The organism is Rhizobium sp. BK602 (assembly GCF_014195095.1).
In the GTDB taxonomy this organism is placed as follows: domain Bacteria; phylum Pseudomonadota; class Alphaproteobacteria; order Rhizobiales; family Rhizobiaceae; genus Rhizobium.
In genome coordinates, this window is the sequence record NZ_JACIBC010000005.1 from 470,359 (window position 1) to 487,037 (window position 16,679).

A 16,679-nucleotide genomic window follows, 5' to 3' on the forward strand; every position below is an offset into this window, starting at 1 on the left:
ATAATCCAGAGTTGGAAACATGGAAGACATCACGAACCCTGCCCTTCCTCCCGGCGTCCACATTTCCGGCCCAGAAGCCCGGGAAAGCTATTGGCAGCCGGTTCCCGCCAACGGCCATGTCGACGTGGCCCTTGCGCCGCACATCGTGCCGATGGAATCTCCCTTCGGCCTTGGCACCCAGTCGGTGGCGCCGGGCGGCTATGTCCGCGAGCATACGCATGACCGCAACGAGGAGGCCGTCTACGTCATCGAGGGCCACGGCCGTGCCGTCGTCGAAGGCAAGGAATTCAAGATCGGCCCTGATAGCGTGATCTTCCTGCCGAAAAACACGCGCCACATGTTCATCAATGACGGCGAGACGCGTCTGCGCTGGGTGTGGCTGATCGTACCGAACGGCTTGGAGGATTTCTTCCGCCTGATCGGCAAGCCGCGCAAGCCCGGCGACCGGGTGCCCTCGAATTTCCCGCGGCCGGAAAACGTGTTGGAGATCGAGCGGCAGACGGTGTTCGGCACCGACCTGAAGGACAAGTTCGATCCGCTCAAGCAAGGCAGCTGATCCATGAAGAGGATCGGACCGGCAAGTGTTGGATTGATTGGATTCGGCGCGCTGGCGCGACAGATTCTCGCCAGCTTCGAAGGGCAGCCGATCCGGTGGATCGTGCTGCTTCGTGAAGGCTCGACGACGGAGGTACCGACCGAGGCGACCGTGGTGCGGAACCTCGAAGATCTCGTCGCCGCACGACCGCACATGGTCGTCGAAGCAGCAGGACAGCAGAGCGTCGCCGCCTTTGTGCCGACCCTTTTGCAGTCGGGCATCCCTGTCGTCGTCGCCTCGGTCGGTGCGCTCGCCGACGAAACGACGGCCGCTGAAATCGCCACAGCGAGGCGGATGTCGGGCACACGCCTCATCATTCCGTCCGGTGCCATCGGCGGCCTCGATTACCTCGCCGCCGTCGCATGCCTTCCCGACACGCACGTTAAATACCGGCTGAAAAAGCCGGTCGCGGCGTGGCGTACGGAACTTGAGGCTCTCGGTCTTTCGCAAACGACAGAACCAGTGACACTGTTCGAGGGAACGCCGGCGGAAGCCGCCCGGCGTTACCCAAAAAACCTCAACGCGGCCTTCACGGCGGCACTGACCGTTCAACCGGCCCAGACCATCGTCGCGGTCATCGCCGATCCCGCGCTCACCGCCAACGTTCATGAAATAGAAGTCGAAAGTACCGCCGGCGAGGCAACATTCCGCTTCAGCAACGCGCCCTCTCCCGACAACCCGAAGACATCGTTCGTGACCGCGCTTAGCCTGGTGGCTGCCGTCCGCAATTTTCTGGATGAAGGAGGCACAGTCTGATGCCGTTTTTTACCGCGCGGGATGGTTGCCGTGTTCACTATGAGACTTTTGGCGACGGCGGGCCGCGGATCATGCTCATCCCCGGCCTCGGCGGTGATGGGCGCTTCTGGAATGGCGTGGTCGCCGAGCTTCAGGCCGACTTCCGCCTGATCGTCGTGGATCATCGCGGCGCCGGGCGCAGCGACAGGCCGGACGGTCCCTACTCCATCGGCCAGATCGCATTGGACGTCGCGGGCATTGCGGCGACGCAGGGCGGTGATTTCCATATCGTCGGCCATTCGACTGGCGGTGCAATCGCCCAAACATTGGCGCTCGACCATCCCGACATCGGTCGCAGCTATACCATCAGCAGTTCATGGGCACGGGCAGACGAGCGATTTCGGGCCCTCTTTCTGGCCAGAGCAGACCTTTTGGACGCCGGACAGGCGCAGGCATATCAACGGCTAACCCATGTCTTCGGCCACGAGGCAAGCTACCTGGAAACGCATGCCGAACGGCTTGCCACTGCCGTTGCGGCAGCGGCGCAGGTGCTGGCGCCACTGTCGATTACGGCCGCGCGCGTGCGGATGCTGCTGGATCATGATCGTTTGCCGGACCTGCCAAGCATCACCGCGCCAGTCCAGGTCATCGCTGCCGACGGCGATATTCTGACGCCACCCGAGCTGTCCCATTCTATCGCCTTCGCTATTCCAGGTGCCGTCTTGACCACGCTTGCCGGGGCCCATTTCCACCCCCAGACAAGGCCCCAGCAATTCGCTGCCGCCGTCCGGGATTATCTTGCGGATATTGTCCATGACAGATGATGCTGCACCGACCCTCAACGATACGCGCATGAAGCCAGGAAGCGCACTCCTTGATGCCGGACGGGCGATGGTCCGCGACTGGCGACTGGGCGGGTGCCTGTTTCTTTTGCAAACCGGAGTGTCCTGCGAGGCGGAATGGAAGCGCAAATGCGCTGCCGAGGGCCGGGTGATGCAACATGCCCATATCGGCTTTCGCGATGTGAACCGTACAATCGAAGCGATCCGCACGGTGCATGACACTTGCAGCAAGGCGGGCGTTACCGTCGATCGCTTCGGCATTACACTCGACTGGTCGATGGGCTACCCGGAGGCAATGCGTGCCAAGGCCTCGCGCGGCACCGGCATCGTGTTGAACGGCCCGGAGGATTTCGCGCGCATCACCAATGCGGCGCCGGCGGCAGCGCATTTCGGAGATTTCATGCTCGGCCTGCCGGGCGCCGTCGAAAATACCCGCGCGGCGATTGCCGCCGGTGCGACGGCCATCGGAAACCTCGGCCAGTATTTCACCTTCCGCCTGCCCTATTGGGATGACGACGTTGCAACGACCGAGGCGACGGTGACTGCGCTCGGCTTCATTGCCGCGCAGGACGAGACGATTCTCGTCCATTCCAATCTCGATGACGGCTTCGCCGGCCTGTTTATCGACATGGCCTGCGCGCTCGGAATGGTGATCATCGAGAAGCATATCGTCGAAGACCTGATCGGCGCCCGGGTGTCTCATTGCTACGGCCATCACTTCAGCGATCCACTGTCGCGCGCCGCCTTCCATGCAGCGCTGGTGCGCGTCAGCGATACGCCGGGCACGATGATCTTCGGCAACACCGTGGCTTATCAGTCGACGCCGGCGGCGAATTATGCAAGCCTCGCCAGCTATCTGATGGCCGATATCCTGGCGCTCGGACGCTGGCCGGCGGGCCATGCCGTGAATCCCGTCCCTGTCACGGAAAATCAACGCATACCGGATGTGGACGAGATCATCGATGCGCAGAATTTTGCCCATCGGCTGGCCTCTCACGCGCAGTTCTATGAGCCTTTGGTAGACTGGACGAAGATAGACACCATGGCGGATGTGCTCGTCGAGGGTGGCCGACGCTTTGCAAGATCGGTGTTCTCCGGACTGGCGGACCGTGGAGTGGACACCGGCGATCCCGCCGCCTTGATGCTTGCCATTCGCCGTATGGGACCGAAACGAATGGAGAGGCTCTTCGGTCCCGGCCTGGAAGGCCAGAGAGGACGAACGCCGCTCATCCACGCCGAATGGGCAAGAGAACTCAACCATAAGGCCATCGATTGGGTTAACCGCCAGGCGCCGCTGGCGTCGTCGCACAAGCCTGTCGTATGCATCGGCACGACCGATGTTCACGAGCACGGCAAGTATCTCGTCGAGCAGGCCCTGGACGGTCTTGGCGCCGAAATCATCGATGCCGGCGTCGCGATCGATCCGGAGACATTGGTGAAGCGCGCGAAAGACGCCGGTGCGAACGTTATCGCCGTCAGCACCTATAATGGCGTGGCGCTCTCCTATGCAAAGGCCGTAAAAGCGGTCATGGCATCCTACGGTCTCGCTCTACCGGTTTTGATCGGCGGGCGATTGAACGAGATCCCAAAGGATTCGAACTCGGGACTGCCGGTGGATGTTCGCGCCGACATCGCCAGCATGGGCTGCCTGCCCTGCTCCGATCTCGACGAGATGCTGGCGGCATTGCGTAGCAGCATCTCGTCCGGCTGACAAAAGGGCGCCCCTCACCACGCAGTTCCGCCGCCCTCAACGGAATTACATGCTTGGAGCAGAGGAAGACGCCCCGCACATAGACGGCCATCAGCGCGTCCCAATCTGCCATACTGGTTGTCAGGACGGAACCGCGCATGCCGTAGCCGGCATTGGTGACGACAATGTCGACCCAACCGAGGCTTTCCGCTGCCTGGGCTGCCTTCGCGATCACGGCGGCCTCGCCGGAGACATCAGCGACCGCCGCCAGGCTGCCGATGCCGGCGGCGACCGCTTCAGCCGTCCCGACGCCGCTACCGCCCCGGTTATAATCGCAGTCTTGTCCCTCAAACGCATTCTTCGCCTCCCTCTGCGGTTCGCGGAAACTATTTTGCAGAAGCTCTTGCAAAGTGTCGACACTTTTGTATTAAATTTGGGAAGACATTTGGAGGCTAAGGTGAACAACACACCGTCGCTTGAAGAACGCCCCGAAATCCATCGGAAGATGCTCATGGTCCGGGACTTGGAAGGCAGGTGGACGGGATCCACAATCGCACCGCGCAAGAGGCGCGGGATTGCGCGGCAATCCATCTCCTCTCGGGCATCCGCCATGTACCGCAGATGCAAGCATCTACCCTGAGTGCGAACCGACCATGAAGACCATCCGAAGCGCAGGGTGAGATCTACAATCCGAGCAAAGAGCATCCAGAGAACAAGGAGCAGACAATGATCTTCGACCACCGCACCTACACGGCCAAGCCGAACATGCTGCCGAGCTTCCTCAAGCTCTATGAAGATGTGGGATTGCCGATGCAACGGCACTATCTCGGTGAGCCTTTCGGCTTCTTCCAGACACATATCGGCGACCTCTCGCGCACCGTGCATCTGTGGAAATATGAAAGCCTCGCCGACCGCGAAACCCGGCGCGACAGGATGGAAGCAGATCCCGAATGGCAGGCTTATCGCCGCAAGGTCATCGAGACGGACTACCTGCTCGACATGCGCAATCAGATTCTCAAACCCGTTTCCTTCTTCAACCTGGACAAATAGCATGCATCTTCTCTTCTCGGTCGAAGGGCAAACCTGGCCGATTAAACTGACCGGCGGTGCCGAGCGAACGCGCAACGCCATGCTGCGCAGCCTGCCACTGGAGCTGCAGTTGCACACCCCGAAGATCGCCGGCAGCCATATCTACTGGCACGCCCCCTTCGTCGAGGATGTGGAAGGCTCGACGCATGTGCTGGATGCGCCGGCCGGCGCCTTTATCTATTGGCCGGTCCGTCAGTTCCTGGAGATCACCTTCGCACCGCTTCAGGCGGAAAACGCCCAAATCACGGTGCTTGGCGCGCTCGATGCGCCGATTGAAGGCATCGCGGCACTGGCGGCCGTTCTGAAGCGCGACCAGGGACGGCGCATCATCTCCGGAAGGCTGACGCTGAATGGCGGCGACAGGCAAGAGCCCGAGCCAGCGGCGCCATTGCCGGTGGACATCCTCTCCGCCCGCGCACGCCTCTGGGCAAAATGCCCCGAAGACATCGCGCGGGTCACGTCGTCGCGGGCCATCATGCACCCGGCCGGGCCGGTCTTTGCCGCCGAGGGCGAAGCGCGGGTATTGCATGAACTCCTGTGGTGGATACGGGCCGAACTGGGACGGCGAGATGAGGGCGCGTTGCGTCAGACGGCGGCTCTTGCGCTCAACAAGGCTGCGACCCGCCTGCGCGACTTCTGTCATATGGACGAAACGCCGGCACTTCTGTTCCGCCTCGAAACGGCAATGGCCGAACCGCTGGATTTCGGCACGTTGCTTGACGAGGCGATCATCGTCGCCGGCCGCGTCGGCGCGTGGCTGGATCTGCTGATCCCGTGGAACGATCTCAACGAGGCATTCCGCGCCGCACTCGACTGAAGGGAAGCTCATGCGCAAGCAAACGATCGGCATTGTCGGTTTCGGAGTGATCGGGCAGCGCTGGGCCGCCGCGTTTTCCCATGCTGGCCACCCAGTACGAGCCTACGACCCAAGTCCGGAAAAAAAGGCATCGTTCCGCCAAGGCTTTCCGCAGCTGAAGGCGGATTTGGACGCCCTTAAGCCCGGTGCCGAGGTCCAGGGCGAAATAGCCGTCTTCACGTCCATGGCAGAAGCACTTTCCGGGGTCGATTTCGTCCAGGAAAACGGTCCTGAAAAGCTCGAGATCAAATGTGGCCTTCTGGCGGAGATCGAGAGACATGTCGGTGATGACGTTATCATTGCCTCCTCCTCTTCCGCGCTTCTGGTATCCGAGATGCAGAAGGAATGCCGCCTCCCGGGGCGCATTGTCCTCGGCCATCCGTTCAATCCCGCACACCTGATGCCGCTGGTTGAAATCGTCGGCGGACGCCTGACCGATCCTTTCGCGGTGGAAACCGCAAGGGCACTCTATGAAGAGATGGGCAAGAAGCCCGTGGTCATGAACCGAGAAATCACCGGTCATCTGGCGTTGCGGCTGATGGGCGCCATGTGGCGAGAGGCGATCGCCCTCGTGCGTGACGGCGTCGCCTCGGTCGAGGACGTGGATCGCGCCTTCGTCTATGGTCCCGGCCCCAAATGGACCTTGCAGGGATCGTTCATTTCCAACCAGCTGAATGCCGGCGGCATGGACGACTTCCTGCGAAAATACGGCGCCACCTACGAGGCTATCTGGGACACGCTGTTGGACGCCCGGCTCGATGAGGCAACAATTGCCGCCGTGACAGCCTCCACGGCCTCGGCGGTCCGCGGACGCAGCCAGGAACAGTTGAAGGTCGAGCGCGAAGCCGGCCTGATCACCATACTGAAGGATATCGCAAAGCACGGTGCTTTGTAATCCATTGAAGAGGAGCGATCTCATGCATTATCGCACCGCACTCGTGACGGGAGGATCGAAAGGGATCGGCGCGGCGATCTCCGAGGCGCTTGTCGCACAGGGTGTTACGGTTTTCGCCCTCGGACGCGACCAGGCGGCGCTCGATGCGCTCACCGAGCGGCTCGGGCCTAGGCTTAAGCCTGTCGTCGCCGATGTCCGAGACCATATCAGCATCGCGGACCGGCTTGCGGGCACCGAGATCGACATTCTCGTCAACAATGCCGGCGGCATTTCGACAGTGCGGCCGCTGCACGAGCAGACGGCAAGAGAGACCGATGAAGTCGTCGCTCTTAATTTGCTGGCGCCGCTCCAGCTCATCCGCATGCTGCTGCCGGGCATGATCGCACGACGGCGCGGCCACATATTCAACCTGACGAGCACGGCCGCATCCGCGGTATTTCCCGGCACGACGGCTTATGGCGCGGCCAAGGCCGGCCTGTCGCAGGCCGGCCGCATCCTGCGCTATGATCTTGCCGGAACGGGCGTCCGGCTCACCGAGATCGCACCTGGCCGCGTCGAGACCGAATTCTATCTGAATGCGTTCGATGGCAACGCCGAGGACCTGCGCGAAAAGATGTACACGCATCAGCGGCCGCTCCGGCCGATCGACATCGCTTCCGTCCTCGTTGCCGCCCTGAGATTGCCGCCCCACGCGGATATTGCGGAGCTCGTCCTGTCGCCGAGCGAGCAAGCGACGGGCGGGCATGTCTACCCAGCCGCACCGCTGGAGGCCGGCAGCGGCTGAGAGCTTCAACCGGCTGCAGCGCCTGTCAGCCGCGCAAGAACCGCTTCGCAGGCCTCCCGCCACACCGCCGGCTGGCCGCCTACTTCCATGATCTTCAAACCGAGTTCGGTTATGCCGCCGGGCGTCACCAGCTCGCTCAGCAAGTCTTCCATCGGCTGATCCCTTTCCGCAATCAAGCGACCGGCCGCAACGAACGTTTGCGCCACCAGCTGACGCATGGCCGTCCCATCCGCGCCCTGGGCCGCACACCATTCCGCACTCTGGCGCACAAGCACCTGCGCCCAGCCATAGATCGCTGCATTCACGGTCGCGACCTCGAATTCCCGTTCGTTGCGCAAGGCAATTGCGGGACCGAATTTTTCGATAAGCCAACGTGCCTTGGGGATATCAGGAAAAAAGATCGTCGGACTGGCGTTGATCTCGGCCGCGGTCAGCGGCATCGCCCTTACCCGCTGTGCCGGCGCCGCCGGCAGCGCGGAGAGCGACACCCCGGCGCAGACGGAAACGAGAACCTGATCCACCCTCCAGGTCAGACCTTCAAGGGCCTTCGCCGCGTCGTGCGGGCGAACCGCCAGAACGATGATATCGGACCGACGCACCAGCTCCGCGGTATCGGCGCAGACCGGTATATGATAACGCTCGGAAAGTTCGCGAGATCGGCCTCGTGATGACAATAATATCGATTGCGAAGGCAGGCCCGCGCGGTTCAGGCCGGTAACAAGAGCGGCGGCAAGATGGCCCACGCCCAAAATTCCGACAATCATCGTAACCTCCTTGGTGGTAAATCTCTTATTGCCAACGATACGAACTTATTGAACAAGGATGCATAAACAACTGTCGACACCAGCCTTCGACAATCCGGAACGAGGCCTCATGACCGAAAGAAACGAATTCAATGCCATCGATGAATCGCCCGCCGAGGGTGATTCCGAAACGCGACGCTCGGCTGACAGCAGCGAGCGTGCCTACAACACGATTCGCAAGCTTCTCGTGGAATTCAAACTGAAGCCCGAGGAGCGGATCAACGAAGTTCAGCTCGCTAAGACTTTCGGAGTATCGCGAACACCGATCCGCGAGGCATTGAACCGACTGGCTTCGGAGGGCTTCGTCTCGCTCACGCCCAATCGTGGTTTCTTCGTCCGCAGCCTGAGCACCGAAGGACTTCTCGATCTCTACGAGCTGCGTTCCATCATCGAATGCGCCGCCTTCCGATTGATGTGCGAGCGCGCCGAGGACGACGAAATCGAACGTCTGCGCGCCTATTGGGATGCCATCGTCGAGGGCTATCGCGATCAGCCGCCGGATACGATCCTCGCCGAAGACGAAGGTTTCCATATGCTGATCGCGGAGCTCTCCGGCAACCCGGAACTGGTCAATCAGCTTTCGGCAATCAATGCCCGCATTCGCTTCATTCGCCGCATCCAGATCGAACACCGAACGCACGACAAGCGGCAGGTGGCGTCGCATTCGGCAATTGTCGACGCGGCCGTCAGGCGAGATGTCGAAAATGGCGTCGAGCTGCTGCGTCAACATATAGAACTGACCGTTTCCGCGACGCAACAGGCGCTGAAGGACGCGCTGTTGAAGGTGTTTTCTCCGAACGAACCGACCGAAAGGCGGCATCGCGGGCGACCCCGCAATGCAGAGAAACTAACCGAGTGACAAATTGAACGCAATAGTGTCGACACTTTCTTGACGTGATCCCAATTGTCTGCTTCCATGTCCGATATCGACAAGAAGACCTGAACGGCCTGTCGAACGCGATCAGATACGAACAAAGGGGAACATTATGAAGTTCATCGCCTCGCTCGCGCTCGGCGCAGCGCTTGTTGCCACGCCGGCATTAGCCAAGGACATCACCATTGGGCTTGCCGGCCCGTTGTCCGGACCTCAGGCCTATTTTGGCTCGACATGGCATAACGGTTTCAAACTCTATATCGACAAGCTGAATGCGGCCGGCGGCGCCAACGGTGTCACCGTCAAGATCGCTCAGGAGGACGATCAAGCCGATCCGCGTCAGGGAACTCTGGTGGCGCAGAAGTTTTGCGACAACGACGCCGTTGTCATCGGCCTGGTGAACTTCAATTCCGGTGTCGCCCAGTCCACCCTGCCGATCTATGAGGATTGCTCACTGCCCACCATGACCTTCGGGTCCAATCCCGCGCTCACGCAGCAGGGCTACAAATTCATGGTCCGCCCCGTTGCAAACGATTTCGCCGGCGCGCTGCTTCCGGCCGAATATGCGCTACAGAAACTGGGCGCGAAGACCGCTGTCGTCGTCAACGACAAGCAGGTATTCGGCCAGGGCATTTCGGAGATCTTCGGGAAGAACTTTACCGCCGGCGGCGGCAAGCTGCTCGATACCCTGTCCGTCGCGCCAACCGATGTCGACTTCACTGCCGTGCTCGCGCAGATCAAGACCAAGAAGCCGGACGTGATTTATCTCGGTGCGGTCATGCCGCAGCTGGCGCTCTTCGCCAAGCAGATGCACGAACAGGGCGTCAAGGCGACACTCATGGTTCCGGACGGCGGCTACACGCCTGACTTCATTTCCCAAGCGGGCCAAAGCAACGTTCAGGGCGCGACTGTCGCCGTGCAGGCCCCACCTCTGGATGCAACGCCGGCGATTGCCGATTTCGCCAAGGAATATAAGGCGAAATATGGTTCCGACGCCGGCCCCTATTCCATCTACGGCTATGTCCAGGGACAGATACTCGAGGCCGTGCTGAAGAGCGCCAAAGGCTTGACCCGCGACGATATGAACACCGCGCTTCACAATGTGAAAGTCGATACCGCGATCGGCCATCTCGAATTCGACGACAAGGGCGAGTTGAAGGTCGCGCCGTCCTATCTCTACAAGGTCGACGGCGACAAATTCGCTCTCCTCGGCACAAAATAAGTCACGCCGAGTCTGGTCGGCCAAAGCCGACCAGACTCCTTCGACGCGTGGCACGGCCAATGTGAGAGACATACGGCCACGCATTTCCTATCCTCGCCATTGCGGCGCTCGCGGACGGGACAACAATGCTCGGAACAATTATTCAACAGACGTTCAACGCCCTGACGATCGGCTCGATTTATGCCTTGATCGCCCTCGGCTATACGATGGTCTACGGCGTCTTGCGCATGATCAATTTCGCCCACGGCGAAATGTTCATGCTGGGAGCTTACGCAGCCTTCCTCGGCCTTTCGCTCGTCATAGGAAATGTCGGCGGCGCCGGTGCCTTCGCGCTGACAATGGCCTTCTTTGCCGCGGTCGTGGTCGTCGGTCTCATCGGCGTCGCTATCGAGCGCCTGGCCTACAAGCCGTTGCGCAACTCGAACCGTCTTGCACCCATGCTGTCGTCGCTCGGCGTTTCGCTCTCGCTGGTCACCGCCGTGCAGATCCTGGCGGGACCGCAGCCCGTCGCCTTCCCAGGCTTCTTTCCGGCCACGCGCATGAATGTGCTTGGAGGAACGGTGACGTTGGTACAGATCGGTATTCTGATTGCTGCTTTCGTGCTGATGTTTGCCCTCTACGCATTGGTCAATCGCAGCCGGGCGGGCATCATCGTCCGCGCCGTATCTGAAAGTCGTCAAACGGCGCAACTGCTCGGCATCAATGTAAACCTGGCGATTTCCCTGGTGTTTTTCTCTGGTCCGTTGCTCGGCGCAGCAGGTGGCATCCTCTATGCCAGCTATTATGGCATCATGTCGCCGACGATGGGGGCCGTCATCGGTCTGAAAGCCTTCACGGCCGCCATCCTCGGCGGCATCGGATCCATTCCCGGCGCGATGCTGGGCGCCTTCATCCTCGCTTTCGTCGAAGTGGCCGGAACAGCCCTGCTTCCCATCGTCTCCGGCGGGTTGCTCGGCACGGAATATCGCGACGTGCTTGCTTTCGCCATTCTCATTCTCGTTCTTCTCGTCCGCCCCGCAGGCATACTCGGCGAACCAATCTCCGAGGAGAGCATGGTCTACAAGAGGGAATTCTGATGTCGTCGGCCGATACCACCATTCATGCGGCGATGCGCGGCGGCAGGCTTATTCCCTGGCTCGTTCTTGCGCTTGTCGTGGCGCTCGTCGTTGCCACGCCCTTCATGTCCAACTACTACGTGCGTGTGGCCAACGGCCTGCTGATCTATATCCTGCTTGGCATCGGGCTGAACATCGTCATCGGTTACGCCGGCTTGCTCGATCTGGGTTTCGTCGCCTTCTATGCCGTCGGAGCCTATACCTACGGGCTGCTCGCAAGCCCGCAGCTCGGATTGCACCTTCCTTTCCTGCTCATCATCGTTATCGCAGCCGCTCTCGGCATGATCACAGGCATCCTCCTTGGCCTCCCGGTTTTGAAACTGCGTGGCGATTATCTCGCGATCGTCACGCTGGGCTTCGGCGAAATCATCAGGATCCTGGTCAATAACATCGATTGGCTGACGGGCGGTCCGAAGGGTATTGCCCGCCTCGACAAGGCCTCGATCTTCGGACTGGAGATTTCCAGACCGGTCGATTTCTACTGGTTGCTCCTCATCGTCGTCGTCGTTGTCGCCACGTTGGTATGGCGCATGGAACGCTCCATCCTCGGCAAGGCTTGGGCGGCCATTCGCGAGGATCAGGACGCCGCGCGCGGTATCGGCATCAATACGACGAACGCCAAGCTCGCGGCCTTTGCGACCTCCGCAACCATCGGTGCGATCGCCGGCGTCATTTTTGCGGCCTCGCAGCGCTTCGTCAGTCCCGAGAGCTTTTCGCTGCAGGAATCGGTGCTGATCGTGCTGATGATCGTCGTGGGCGGCATCGGTAACATTCTCGGCGTTATCCTGGGTGCCGCCATTCTGATCCTCCTCCCCGAAGTGCTTAGGGAATTCGCCGAATGGCGCATCCTCTTCCTTGGTCTTCTGATGATCGTGCTGATCATCCTCAGGCCGGCCGGCATCGTGCCTCGGACCTTCGGACCGGAGAAACTTGTTCGAGGACTCTTCGGAAAATGACCCTCGTCTTTGAAAATCTGCGCAAGCAATATGGCAACAACGTCGCGATCGACGATGTGTCGACGCATTTCGAGCCCGGTATGATCCATGGGGTGATCGGACCGAACGGTGCCGGCAAGTCGACACTGATCAACATGACGGCCGGCTCCTACTCCGTTTCGGCGGGATCGATCAGTCTCGATAACCGAAGACTCAGCGGCCTGAAGAAATACCAGATCGCCAATGCGGGAATCGCGCGCACCTACCAGAACATTCGCCTCTTCGATCAGATGACGGCGCTCGAGAATCTCGAGGTCTGCTTTTATCCGCAAGAGGTCGCACAAACGTGGAAGGAGGTCCTTTGGCCTCCCTTCGCCGCCCGGAAGGAAGCTCGCCGGCGCGAGGCCTGCATGCAGCTTCTCTCCTTCTTCAACCTGCAGGCATATGCGAACGCCGAGGCAGGCAGCCTGCCCTATGGCCGGCAGCGGATGCTCGAAATCGCCCGAGCGCTCGTCACCAATCCGCGCGTCCTGCTGCTGGATGAGCCGGCGGCCGGCCTCAACCATCACGAGACCGCCGAACTGACGGCCAAACTCGCCGAGCTCAGATCACCTGAGCGCGTCATGATCATCGTCGAGCACGACATGGATCTGGTCATGACGCTGTGCGACCGCATCGTCGTGATGCATCATGGCAAACTGCTTTTTCAAGGGACGCCCGCCGAAGTCCAGGCGAGCTCCGATGTTCAACTTGCCTACCTAGGAACCGCCAATGACATCGACGACATCAAGGCCGCTGCTCAAGATCGCCGGGCTCAGCTCGGGATACGGGCGCGTCGGCGTTCTTGAAGGCGTTGATCTCGAGGTCGACGAGCGCGAGATCGTCGTCATCCTCGGACCGAACGGCGCCGGCAAGACCACCCTGCTCAACTCCATCTCCGGCGTGGCCCGCGCAACGGCCGGGACCATCGAATTCGATGGCAAATCCATCACCGGCGCCCGGCCGGAACAGGTCGTTCGCATGGGTCTTGCCCATTGCCCCGAGGGCCGGCAGATCTTCCAGCGCCTGACGGTGGAAGAAAACCTGGTCGCCGCCCATGTCGGTCGCGGCGGCAAGAGCTTCGAGACCCTCAGAAGCGAGGTCTTCGACCTGTTTCCGATCCTGAAGGAGCGCCGCAACGGCATGGCGAGCCGCATGTCTGGCGGCCAGCAGCAGATGCTCGCCATCGGCCGTGCGCTGATGGCCGAGCCGAAGCTGCTGATGCTCGACGAGCCGTCGCTCGGTCTTGCGCCGAAGATCATCCAGCAGATCTTCTACATCATTCTCGATCTGTCGAAATCCGGCATCTCCATCCTGCTGGTGGAGCAGAATGTGCAGTTGGCGCTGGAATGCGGAGACTACGCCTATCTGCTCAACACGGGGCGCGTGCGCCTGCATGGGCCGGCGCAGGAACTCGCCGAACATTCCGATATCGGGGACCTTTATCTCGGCGGCGCCACCGAGGGGACCATTCATGTTTGACGTCGACTGGAAGACGCCACACCTCTGGCGAAAAACCGCAAGGCCCCGCACGACGGCCCCCAGCCTCGAGGGTGATCTCAAGACCGACGTGCTGGTGGTCGGCGGCGGCTTTACCGGCATGGCATCGGCGCTCGGCGCGCGCGACAGCGGCGTCGATGTCATCATGCTGGAGGGCAACGAGATCGGCTCCTCCGCCTCCGGACGCAACAACGGCCTGGTCATCTCGCATCATTCCAAGGCTTCGCCTTCGGAATTCGAAGCGACCTACGGCAAGCAGGTCGGTGAGCGCTACAATCGGATGGTCGCCCAGGCGGCCGGGGTCGCCTTCGGGCTCATGCAGCGTTTCGGCATCAATGCCCATCAGGTGCAGGAGGGCTGGATTCAGCCCGCCCACACCGAGAAGACATTGGCGCGCGCCCGGCAGTTCCATGACGAGTGGAAGGCATTCGGCGCCGATGTCTCCTGGCTCGACCGCGACGAGGTGACCGCGCGCATCGGCAGTCCGTACCTCGGCGGCTGGATCGTGCACAATTCCGGCCACATCAATCCCTTCGCCATGACCGTCGGCCTCGCCGGAGCCTTGGAAAACGAAGGCGTCAGGATTTTCGAGAATTCCCGCGCGCTGCGGATGGAGAAGGTGCAAGGCGGATGGCGTGTCCACACCGCATCCGGCAGCGTAACCGCACCTCAGGTCGTCCTTGCGACCAACGCACTGACCAACGACATCTGGCCTGGCCTGAAACGGACGCTGATTCCGTTCAAGGTCTTCCAGGCGGCGACCGACCCGCTCCCCGAACAGCTGCGCAGCCAGATCCTCGTCGGCAATCCGGCGGTCTCCGACATGCGCAACGATCTCAGGTACTTCCACTATGACGTCGACAATCGGCTGGTCAGCGGCGGCACCCACACGTTCTGGAACAACGAGGCCGAGCGCGGCCGCGCCAAGGTCGCAGACCTGCTGGGGAAGGCCTTCAAGGCTTTCGGCGGCAAGCCTGTGATCAACGAATACTGGCATGGGACATTCGCCGTCGTGCCGGATTTTCGTCCCCGCCTCTTCCGCCTTGCGCCCGGCGTCGTCTTCGGTGGCGTCTATTCCGGCCGGGGCGTGGCCCTGTCCATGTCGCTCGGCCAGGAAATCGGCCGCTGGGCCGCCGGTTGCCGCACCGACGATCAGATGCCGCTTCCGGTGACCGATATGCGCCCCGTTCCCTTCCACCCGATTGCCGTCCAGGTGGCGAACCGCACGCATGCCTGGAACCGATACAAGGACAGCAAGACTTGAGGGACAGCAACAGCTCGGCTTATGCCGGATGTGTTTCGTTGAAAACATGCCGGCGGCAGGCTCTGTGCATCACGTCAAGCCGAGCCGGTCTTTGAGCTGGTAATAGGGGAAGATCAGGCGCGCGACCCTGGCCTTGATCGCCCAAAGTGGAACGTCGTGCCTGCGGTCGAAGACATTCACCGGTATCTCGTCCAGCTCCCTGGCGCCGGCCAGGAACTCACCCATCAGGCGTCCGAGATTATGCGCGAGATTGATGCCGCGCGTCGAGAAACCGCCAAGGGAGAATACATTCCTCCCGATCCGCAGGACATGCGGCAGATACGCGTCGGTGACGGCGCAATATCCTTCCCAATAGGAATCGAGTTCGGTGTCCTCGTCCGTGATGGCTGGGAACAGCATCTTCATACGGGCATGAGCATGCTTCTTGCCATAGCCGACGCGATCGCCGAAGGCGAACACGGCGCCGCCGGACATCAATCGGCCTTCGCTATCGAGCCTTCCGAAGCCGCCGGATTTTCTGAGATCGGTGAAGCAGATGCCCGACTTGAGGATTTGCTGGCGCACGCTCTCGCGAAGCGGCTTCGTTGTCACATGGTAGAGATAGACCGGAACAGCCGACTTCTGAACGCCGGGGAGAAAGTCGCCGGTATAGGCATTCGTCGCAAAAAGGACCGAGCGTGCCAGAACGGTGCCTCCATTGCTGCGGAGCCTGACGCCGCTTTCCGTCTCCTCGACGCTGGTGACCGCGCTGTGTTCGAAGATCCGGACCCCGCGCGCCAGCGCGACACGGGCAAGTCCGACCGCAAGGCTGTAGGGGTTGAGCGTGCCGCCCTGTGAATTCGACCAGCCGCCGAGATATCCCCTCGCACCGAGCCGGTCGGTCACATCAGCGGACGAGTGCCAGGTGACGGATGCCCCAAGCGCCTTCCATTCATCGAAAACCTTGCGGGCGCGCTGCATCGCTGCATCGGAATGGGCCGGCTGCATCCAGCCGTTCTGGACAGCGGAGCATTGGATCTGAAACGCCTCGATCTGCCGATAGACGGCATCCGCGCCGCCCGAAACCAGGGCGGCGAGCGCCTCCCCCTTCTTCTTGCCGACGACACCCTCGACGACGGATGGCGGTATAGCCCCCGGATACTGCGGCACGCAAATGCCGCCGTTGCGGCCAGAGGCGCCGTTACCGATGCGGCCAGCCTCGATCAGGGCAACCTTGAGCCCCTTGGCTGCGGCATGGATCGCAGCATTCATTCCGCAATAGCCGCCGCCAACGATTGCGATGTCCGCGGTCTCCTCTCCGATCAGACGAGGATAGTCCTGGACCTCTTCCTGCATCGTCTTCGTCCATGCAACTCCTTGCATCGTGGGATCAATCGGGCTTGTCATAGGCATCGAACGGACCTTCATTGGATTGATGAGACTATTGCGGTCAATAAAACGT

17 protein-coding genes are annotated in these 16,679 nt (G+C 61.2%); 15 read left to right on the forward strand and 2 right to left on the reverse strand.

Annotated features, from left to right (window positions below):
- Positions 1-19: 19 nt before the first annotated feature.
- The 8 genes from FHX11_RS18745 (at position 20) to FHX11_RS18780 (ending at position 7,486) form a co-directional block, all read left to right on the forward strand.
- Positions 20-556, forward strand: coding sequence for a cupin domain-containing protein (locus FHX11_RS18745; RefSeq protein WP_184359277.1), 537 nt, complete (start codon positions 20-22; stop codon positions 554-556).
- 3 nt (positions 557-559) lie between these two features.
- Positions 560-1,351 (forward strand): aspartate dehydrogenase, encoded by a 792-nt coding sequence (locus tag FHX11_RS18750; RefSeq protein ID WP_184359279.1) that lies wholly within the window; start codon positions 560-562, stop codon positions 1,349-1,351.
- Between the two features lie 71 nt (positions 1,352-1,422).
- On the forward strand, positions 1,423-2,154 hold the full coding sequence (locus FHX11_RS18755; protein WP_246781070.1) for an alpha/beta fold hydrolase: 732 nt from the start codon (positions 1,423-1,425) through the stop codon (positions 2,152-2,154).
- Positions 2,144-3,883: a cobalamin-dependent protein gene (locus FHX11_RS18760; RefSeq protein ID WP_184359283.1), complete on the forward strand. Its 1,740-nt coding sequence runs from the start codon at positions 2,144-2,146 to the stop codon at positions 3,881-3,883. Before FHX11_RS18755 ends, FHX11_RS18760 begins: the two co-directional genes overlap by 11 nt.
- A gap of 705 nt (positions 3,884-4,588) precedes the next feature.
- A complete protein-coding gene (locus FHX11_RS18765; RefSeq protein ID WP_184359285.1) occupies positions 4,589-4,912 on the forward strand; it encodes an NIPSNAP family protein in 324 nt (107 codons plus the stop codon).
- A gap of 1 nt (position 4,913) precedes the next feature.
- The gene (locus FHX11_RS18770; protein WP_184359287.1) at positions 4,914-5,768 is read left to right on the forward strand and encodes a hypothetical protein; all 855 of its coding nucleotides are present in this window, start codon (positions 4,914-4,916) and stop codon (positions 5,766-5,768) included.
- 10 nt (positions 5,769-5,778) lie between these two features.
- Positions 5,779-6,702, forward strand: coding sequence for a 3-hydroxyacyl-CoA dehydrogenase NAD-binding domain-containing protein (locus FHX11_RS18775; RefSeq protein WP_184359289.1), 924 nt, complete (start codon positions 5,779-5,781; stop codon positions 6,700-6,702).
- A 22-nt stretch (positions 6,703-6,724) separates the two neighbouring features.
- A complete protein-coding gene (locus tag FHX11_RS18780) occupies positions 6,725-7,486 on the forward strand; it encodes an SDR family oxidoreductase (protein ID WP_184359291.1) in 762 nt (253 codons plus the stop codon).
- Positions 7,487-7,491: 5 nt separating this feature from the next.
- Here the strand turns inward: FHX11_RS18780 and FHX11_RS18785 are convergent, their stop codons facing one another.
- Positions 7,492-8,250, reverse strand: coding sequence for an NAD(P)-binding domain-containing protein (locus FHX11_RS18785; RefSeq protein ID WP_184359293.1), 759 nt, complete (start codon positions 8,248-8,250; stop codon positions 7,492-7,494).
- A 109-nt stretch (positions 8,251-8,359) separates the two neighbouring features.
- On the opposite strand from FHX11_RS18785, the gene FHX11_RS18790 reads away from it, so the two are divergent.
- From FHX11_RS18790 to FHX11_RS18820, 7 genes are all read left to right on the forward strand, one after another.
- Positions 8,360-9,148 carry a GntR family transcriptional regulator gene (locus FHX11_RS18790; RefSeq protein WP_184359295.1) on the forward strand — a complete coding sequence of 263 codons (789 nt, stop codon included), beginning with the start codon at positions 8,360-8,362 and terminating at the stop codon, positions 9,146-9,148.
- A gap of 127 nt (positions 9,149-9,275) precedes the next feature.
- Positions 9,276-10,385 carry a branched-chain amino acid ABC transporter substrate-binding protein gene (locus FHX11_RS18795; RefSeq protein ID WP_184359297.1) on the forward strand — a complete coding sequence of 370 codons (1,110 nt, stop codon included), beginning with the start codon at positions 9,276-9,278 and terminating at the stop codon, positions 10,383-10,385.
- A gap of 125 nt (positions 10,386-10,510) precedes the next feature.
- Positions 10,511-11,461: a branched-chain amino acid ABC transporter permease gene (locus FHX11_RS18800; protein ID WP_184359299.1), complete on the forward strand. Its 951-nt coding sequence runs from the start codon at positions 10,511-10,513 to the stop codon at positions 11,459-11,461.
- Positions 11,461-12,456 carry a branched-chain amino acid ABC transporter permease gene (locus tag FHX11_RS18805; protein ID WP_246781071.1) on the forward strand — a complete coding sequence of 332 codons (996 nt, stop codon included), beginning with the start codon at positions 11,461-11,463 and terminating at the stop codon, positions 12,454-12,456. Before FHX11_RS18800 ends, FHX11_RS18805 begins: the two co-directional genes overlap by 1 nt.
- Positions 12,453-13,283, forward strand: coding sequence for an ABC transporter ATP-binding protein (locus FHX11_RS18810; RefSeq protein WP_184359301.1), 831 nt, complete (start codon positions 12,453-12,455; stop codon positions 13,281-13,283). The genes FHX11_RS18805 and FHX11_RS18810 overlap by 4 nt, the downstream gene beginning before the upstream one ends.
- Positions 13,207-13,956, forward strand: a complete 750-nt coding sequence (locus FHX11_RS18815) for an ABC transporter ATP-binding protein (protein ID WP_246781072.1) — start codon at positions 13,207-13,209, stop codon at positions 13,954-13,956. Before FHX11_RS18810 ends, FHX11_RS18815 begins: the two co-directional genes overlap by 77 nt.
- Positions 13,949-15,238: an FAD-binding oxidoreductase gene (locus FHX11_RS18820; RefSeq protein WP_184359303.1), complete on the forward strand. Its 1,290-nt coding sequence runs from the start codon at positions 13,949-13,951 to the stop codon at positions 15,236-15,238. The genes FHX11_RS18815 and FHX11_RS18820 overlap by 8 nt, the downstream gene beginning before the upstream one ends.
- Positions 15,239-15,307: 69 nt before the next feature.
- Here FHX11_RS18820 and FHX11_RS18825 read toward each other — a convergent pair whose 3' ends face one another.
- A complete protein-coding gene (locus FHX11_RS18825) occupies positions 15,308-16,573 on the reverse strand; it encodes an FAD-dependent oxidoreductase (protein ID WP_210292507.1) in 1,266 nt (421 codons plus the stop codon).
- Positions 16,574-16,679: the final 106 nt, after the last annotated feature.

Bases quoted from the DNA above. Each gene is read 5' to 3' on its own strand.
- FHX11_RS18745 (WP_184359277.1), top strand. From the start codon at position 20: ATGGAAGACATCACGAACCCTGCCCTTCCTCCCGGCGTCCACATTTCC.
- FHX11_RS18750 (WP_184359279.1), top strand. From the start codon at position 560: ATGAAGAGGATCGGACCGGCAAGTGTTGGATTGATTGGATTCGGCGCG.
- FHX11_RS18755 (WP_246781070.1), top strand. From the start codon at position 1,423: ATGCTCATCCCCGGCCTCGGCGGTGATGGGCGCTTCTGGAATGGCGTG.
- FHX11_RS18760 (WP_184359283.1), top strand. From the start codon at position 2,144: ATGACAGATGATGCTGCACCGACCCTCAACGATACGCGCATGAAGCCA.
- FHX11_RS18765 (WP_184359285.1), top strand. From the start codon at position 4,589: ATGATCTTCGACCACCGCACCTACACGGCCAAGCCGAACATGCTGCCG.
- FHX11_RS18770 (WP_184359287.1), top strand. From the start codon at position 4,914: ATGCATCTTCTCTTCTCGGTCGAAGGGCAAACCTGGCCGATTAAACTG.
- FHX11_RS18775 (WP_184359289.1), top strand. From the start codon at position 5,779: ATGCGCAAGCAAACGATCGGCATTGTCGGTTTCGGAGTGATCGGGCAG.
- FHX11_RS18780 (WP_184359291.1), top strand. From the start codon at position 6,725: ATGCATTATCGCACCGCACTCGTGACGGGAGGATCGAAAGGGATCGGC.
- FHX11_RS18785 (WP_184359293.1), bottom strand. From the start codon at position 8,250: ATGATTGTCGGAATTTTGGGCGTGGGCCATCTTGCCGCCGCTCTTGTT.
- FHX11_RS18790 (WP_184359295.1), top strand. From the start codon at position 8,360: ATGACCGAAAGAAACGAATTCAATGCCATCGATGAATCGCCCGCCGAG.
- FHX11_RS18795 (WP_184359297.1), top strand. From the start codon at position 9,276: ATGAAGTTCATCGCCTCGCTCGCGCTCGGCGCAGCGCTTGTTGCCACG.
- FHX11_RS18800 (WP_184359299.1), top strand. From the start codon at position 10,511: ATGCTCGGAACAATTATTCAACAGACGTTCAACGCCCTGACGATCGGC.
- FHX11_RS18805 (WP_246781071.1), top strand. From the start codon at position 11,461: ATGTCGTCGGCCGATACCACCATTCATGCGGCGATGCGCGGCGGCAGG.
- FHX11_RS18810 (WP_184359301.1), top strand. From the start codon at position 12,453: ATGACCCTCGTCTTTGAAAATCTGCGCAAGCAATATGGCAACAACGTC.
- FHX11_RS18815 (WP_246781072.1), top strand. From the start codon at position 13,207: ATGACATCGACGACATCAAGGCCGCTGCTCAAGATCGCCGGGCTCAGC.
- FHX11_RS18820 (WP_184359303.1), top strand. From the start codon at position 13,949: ATGTTTGACGTCGACTGGAAGACGCCACACCTCTGGCGAAAAACCGCA.
- FHX11_RS18825 (WP_210292507.1), bottom strand. From the start codon at position 16,573: ATGCAGGAAGAGGTCCAGGACTATCCTCGTCTGATCGGAGAGGAGACC.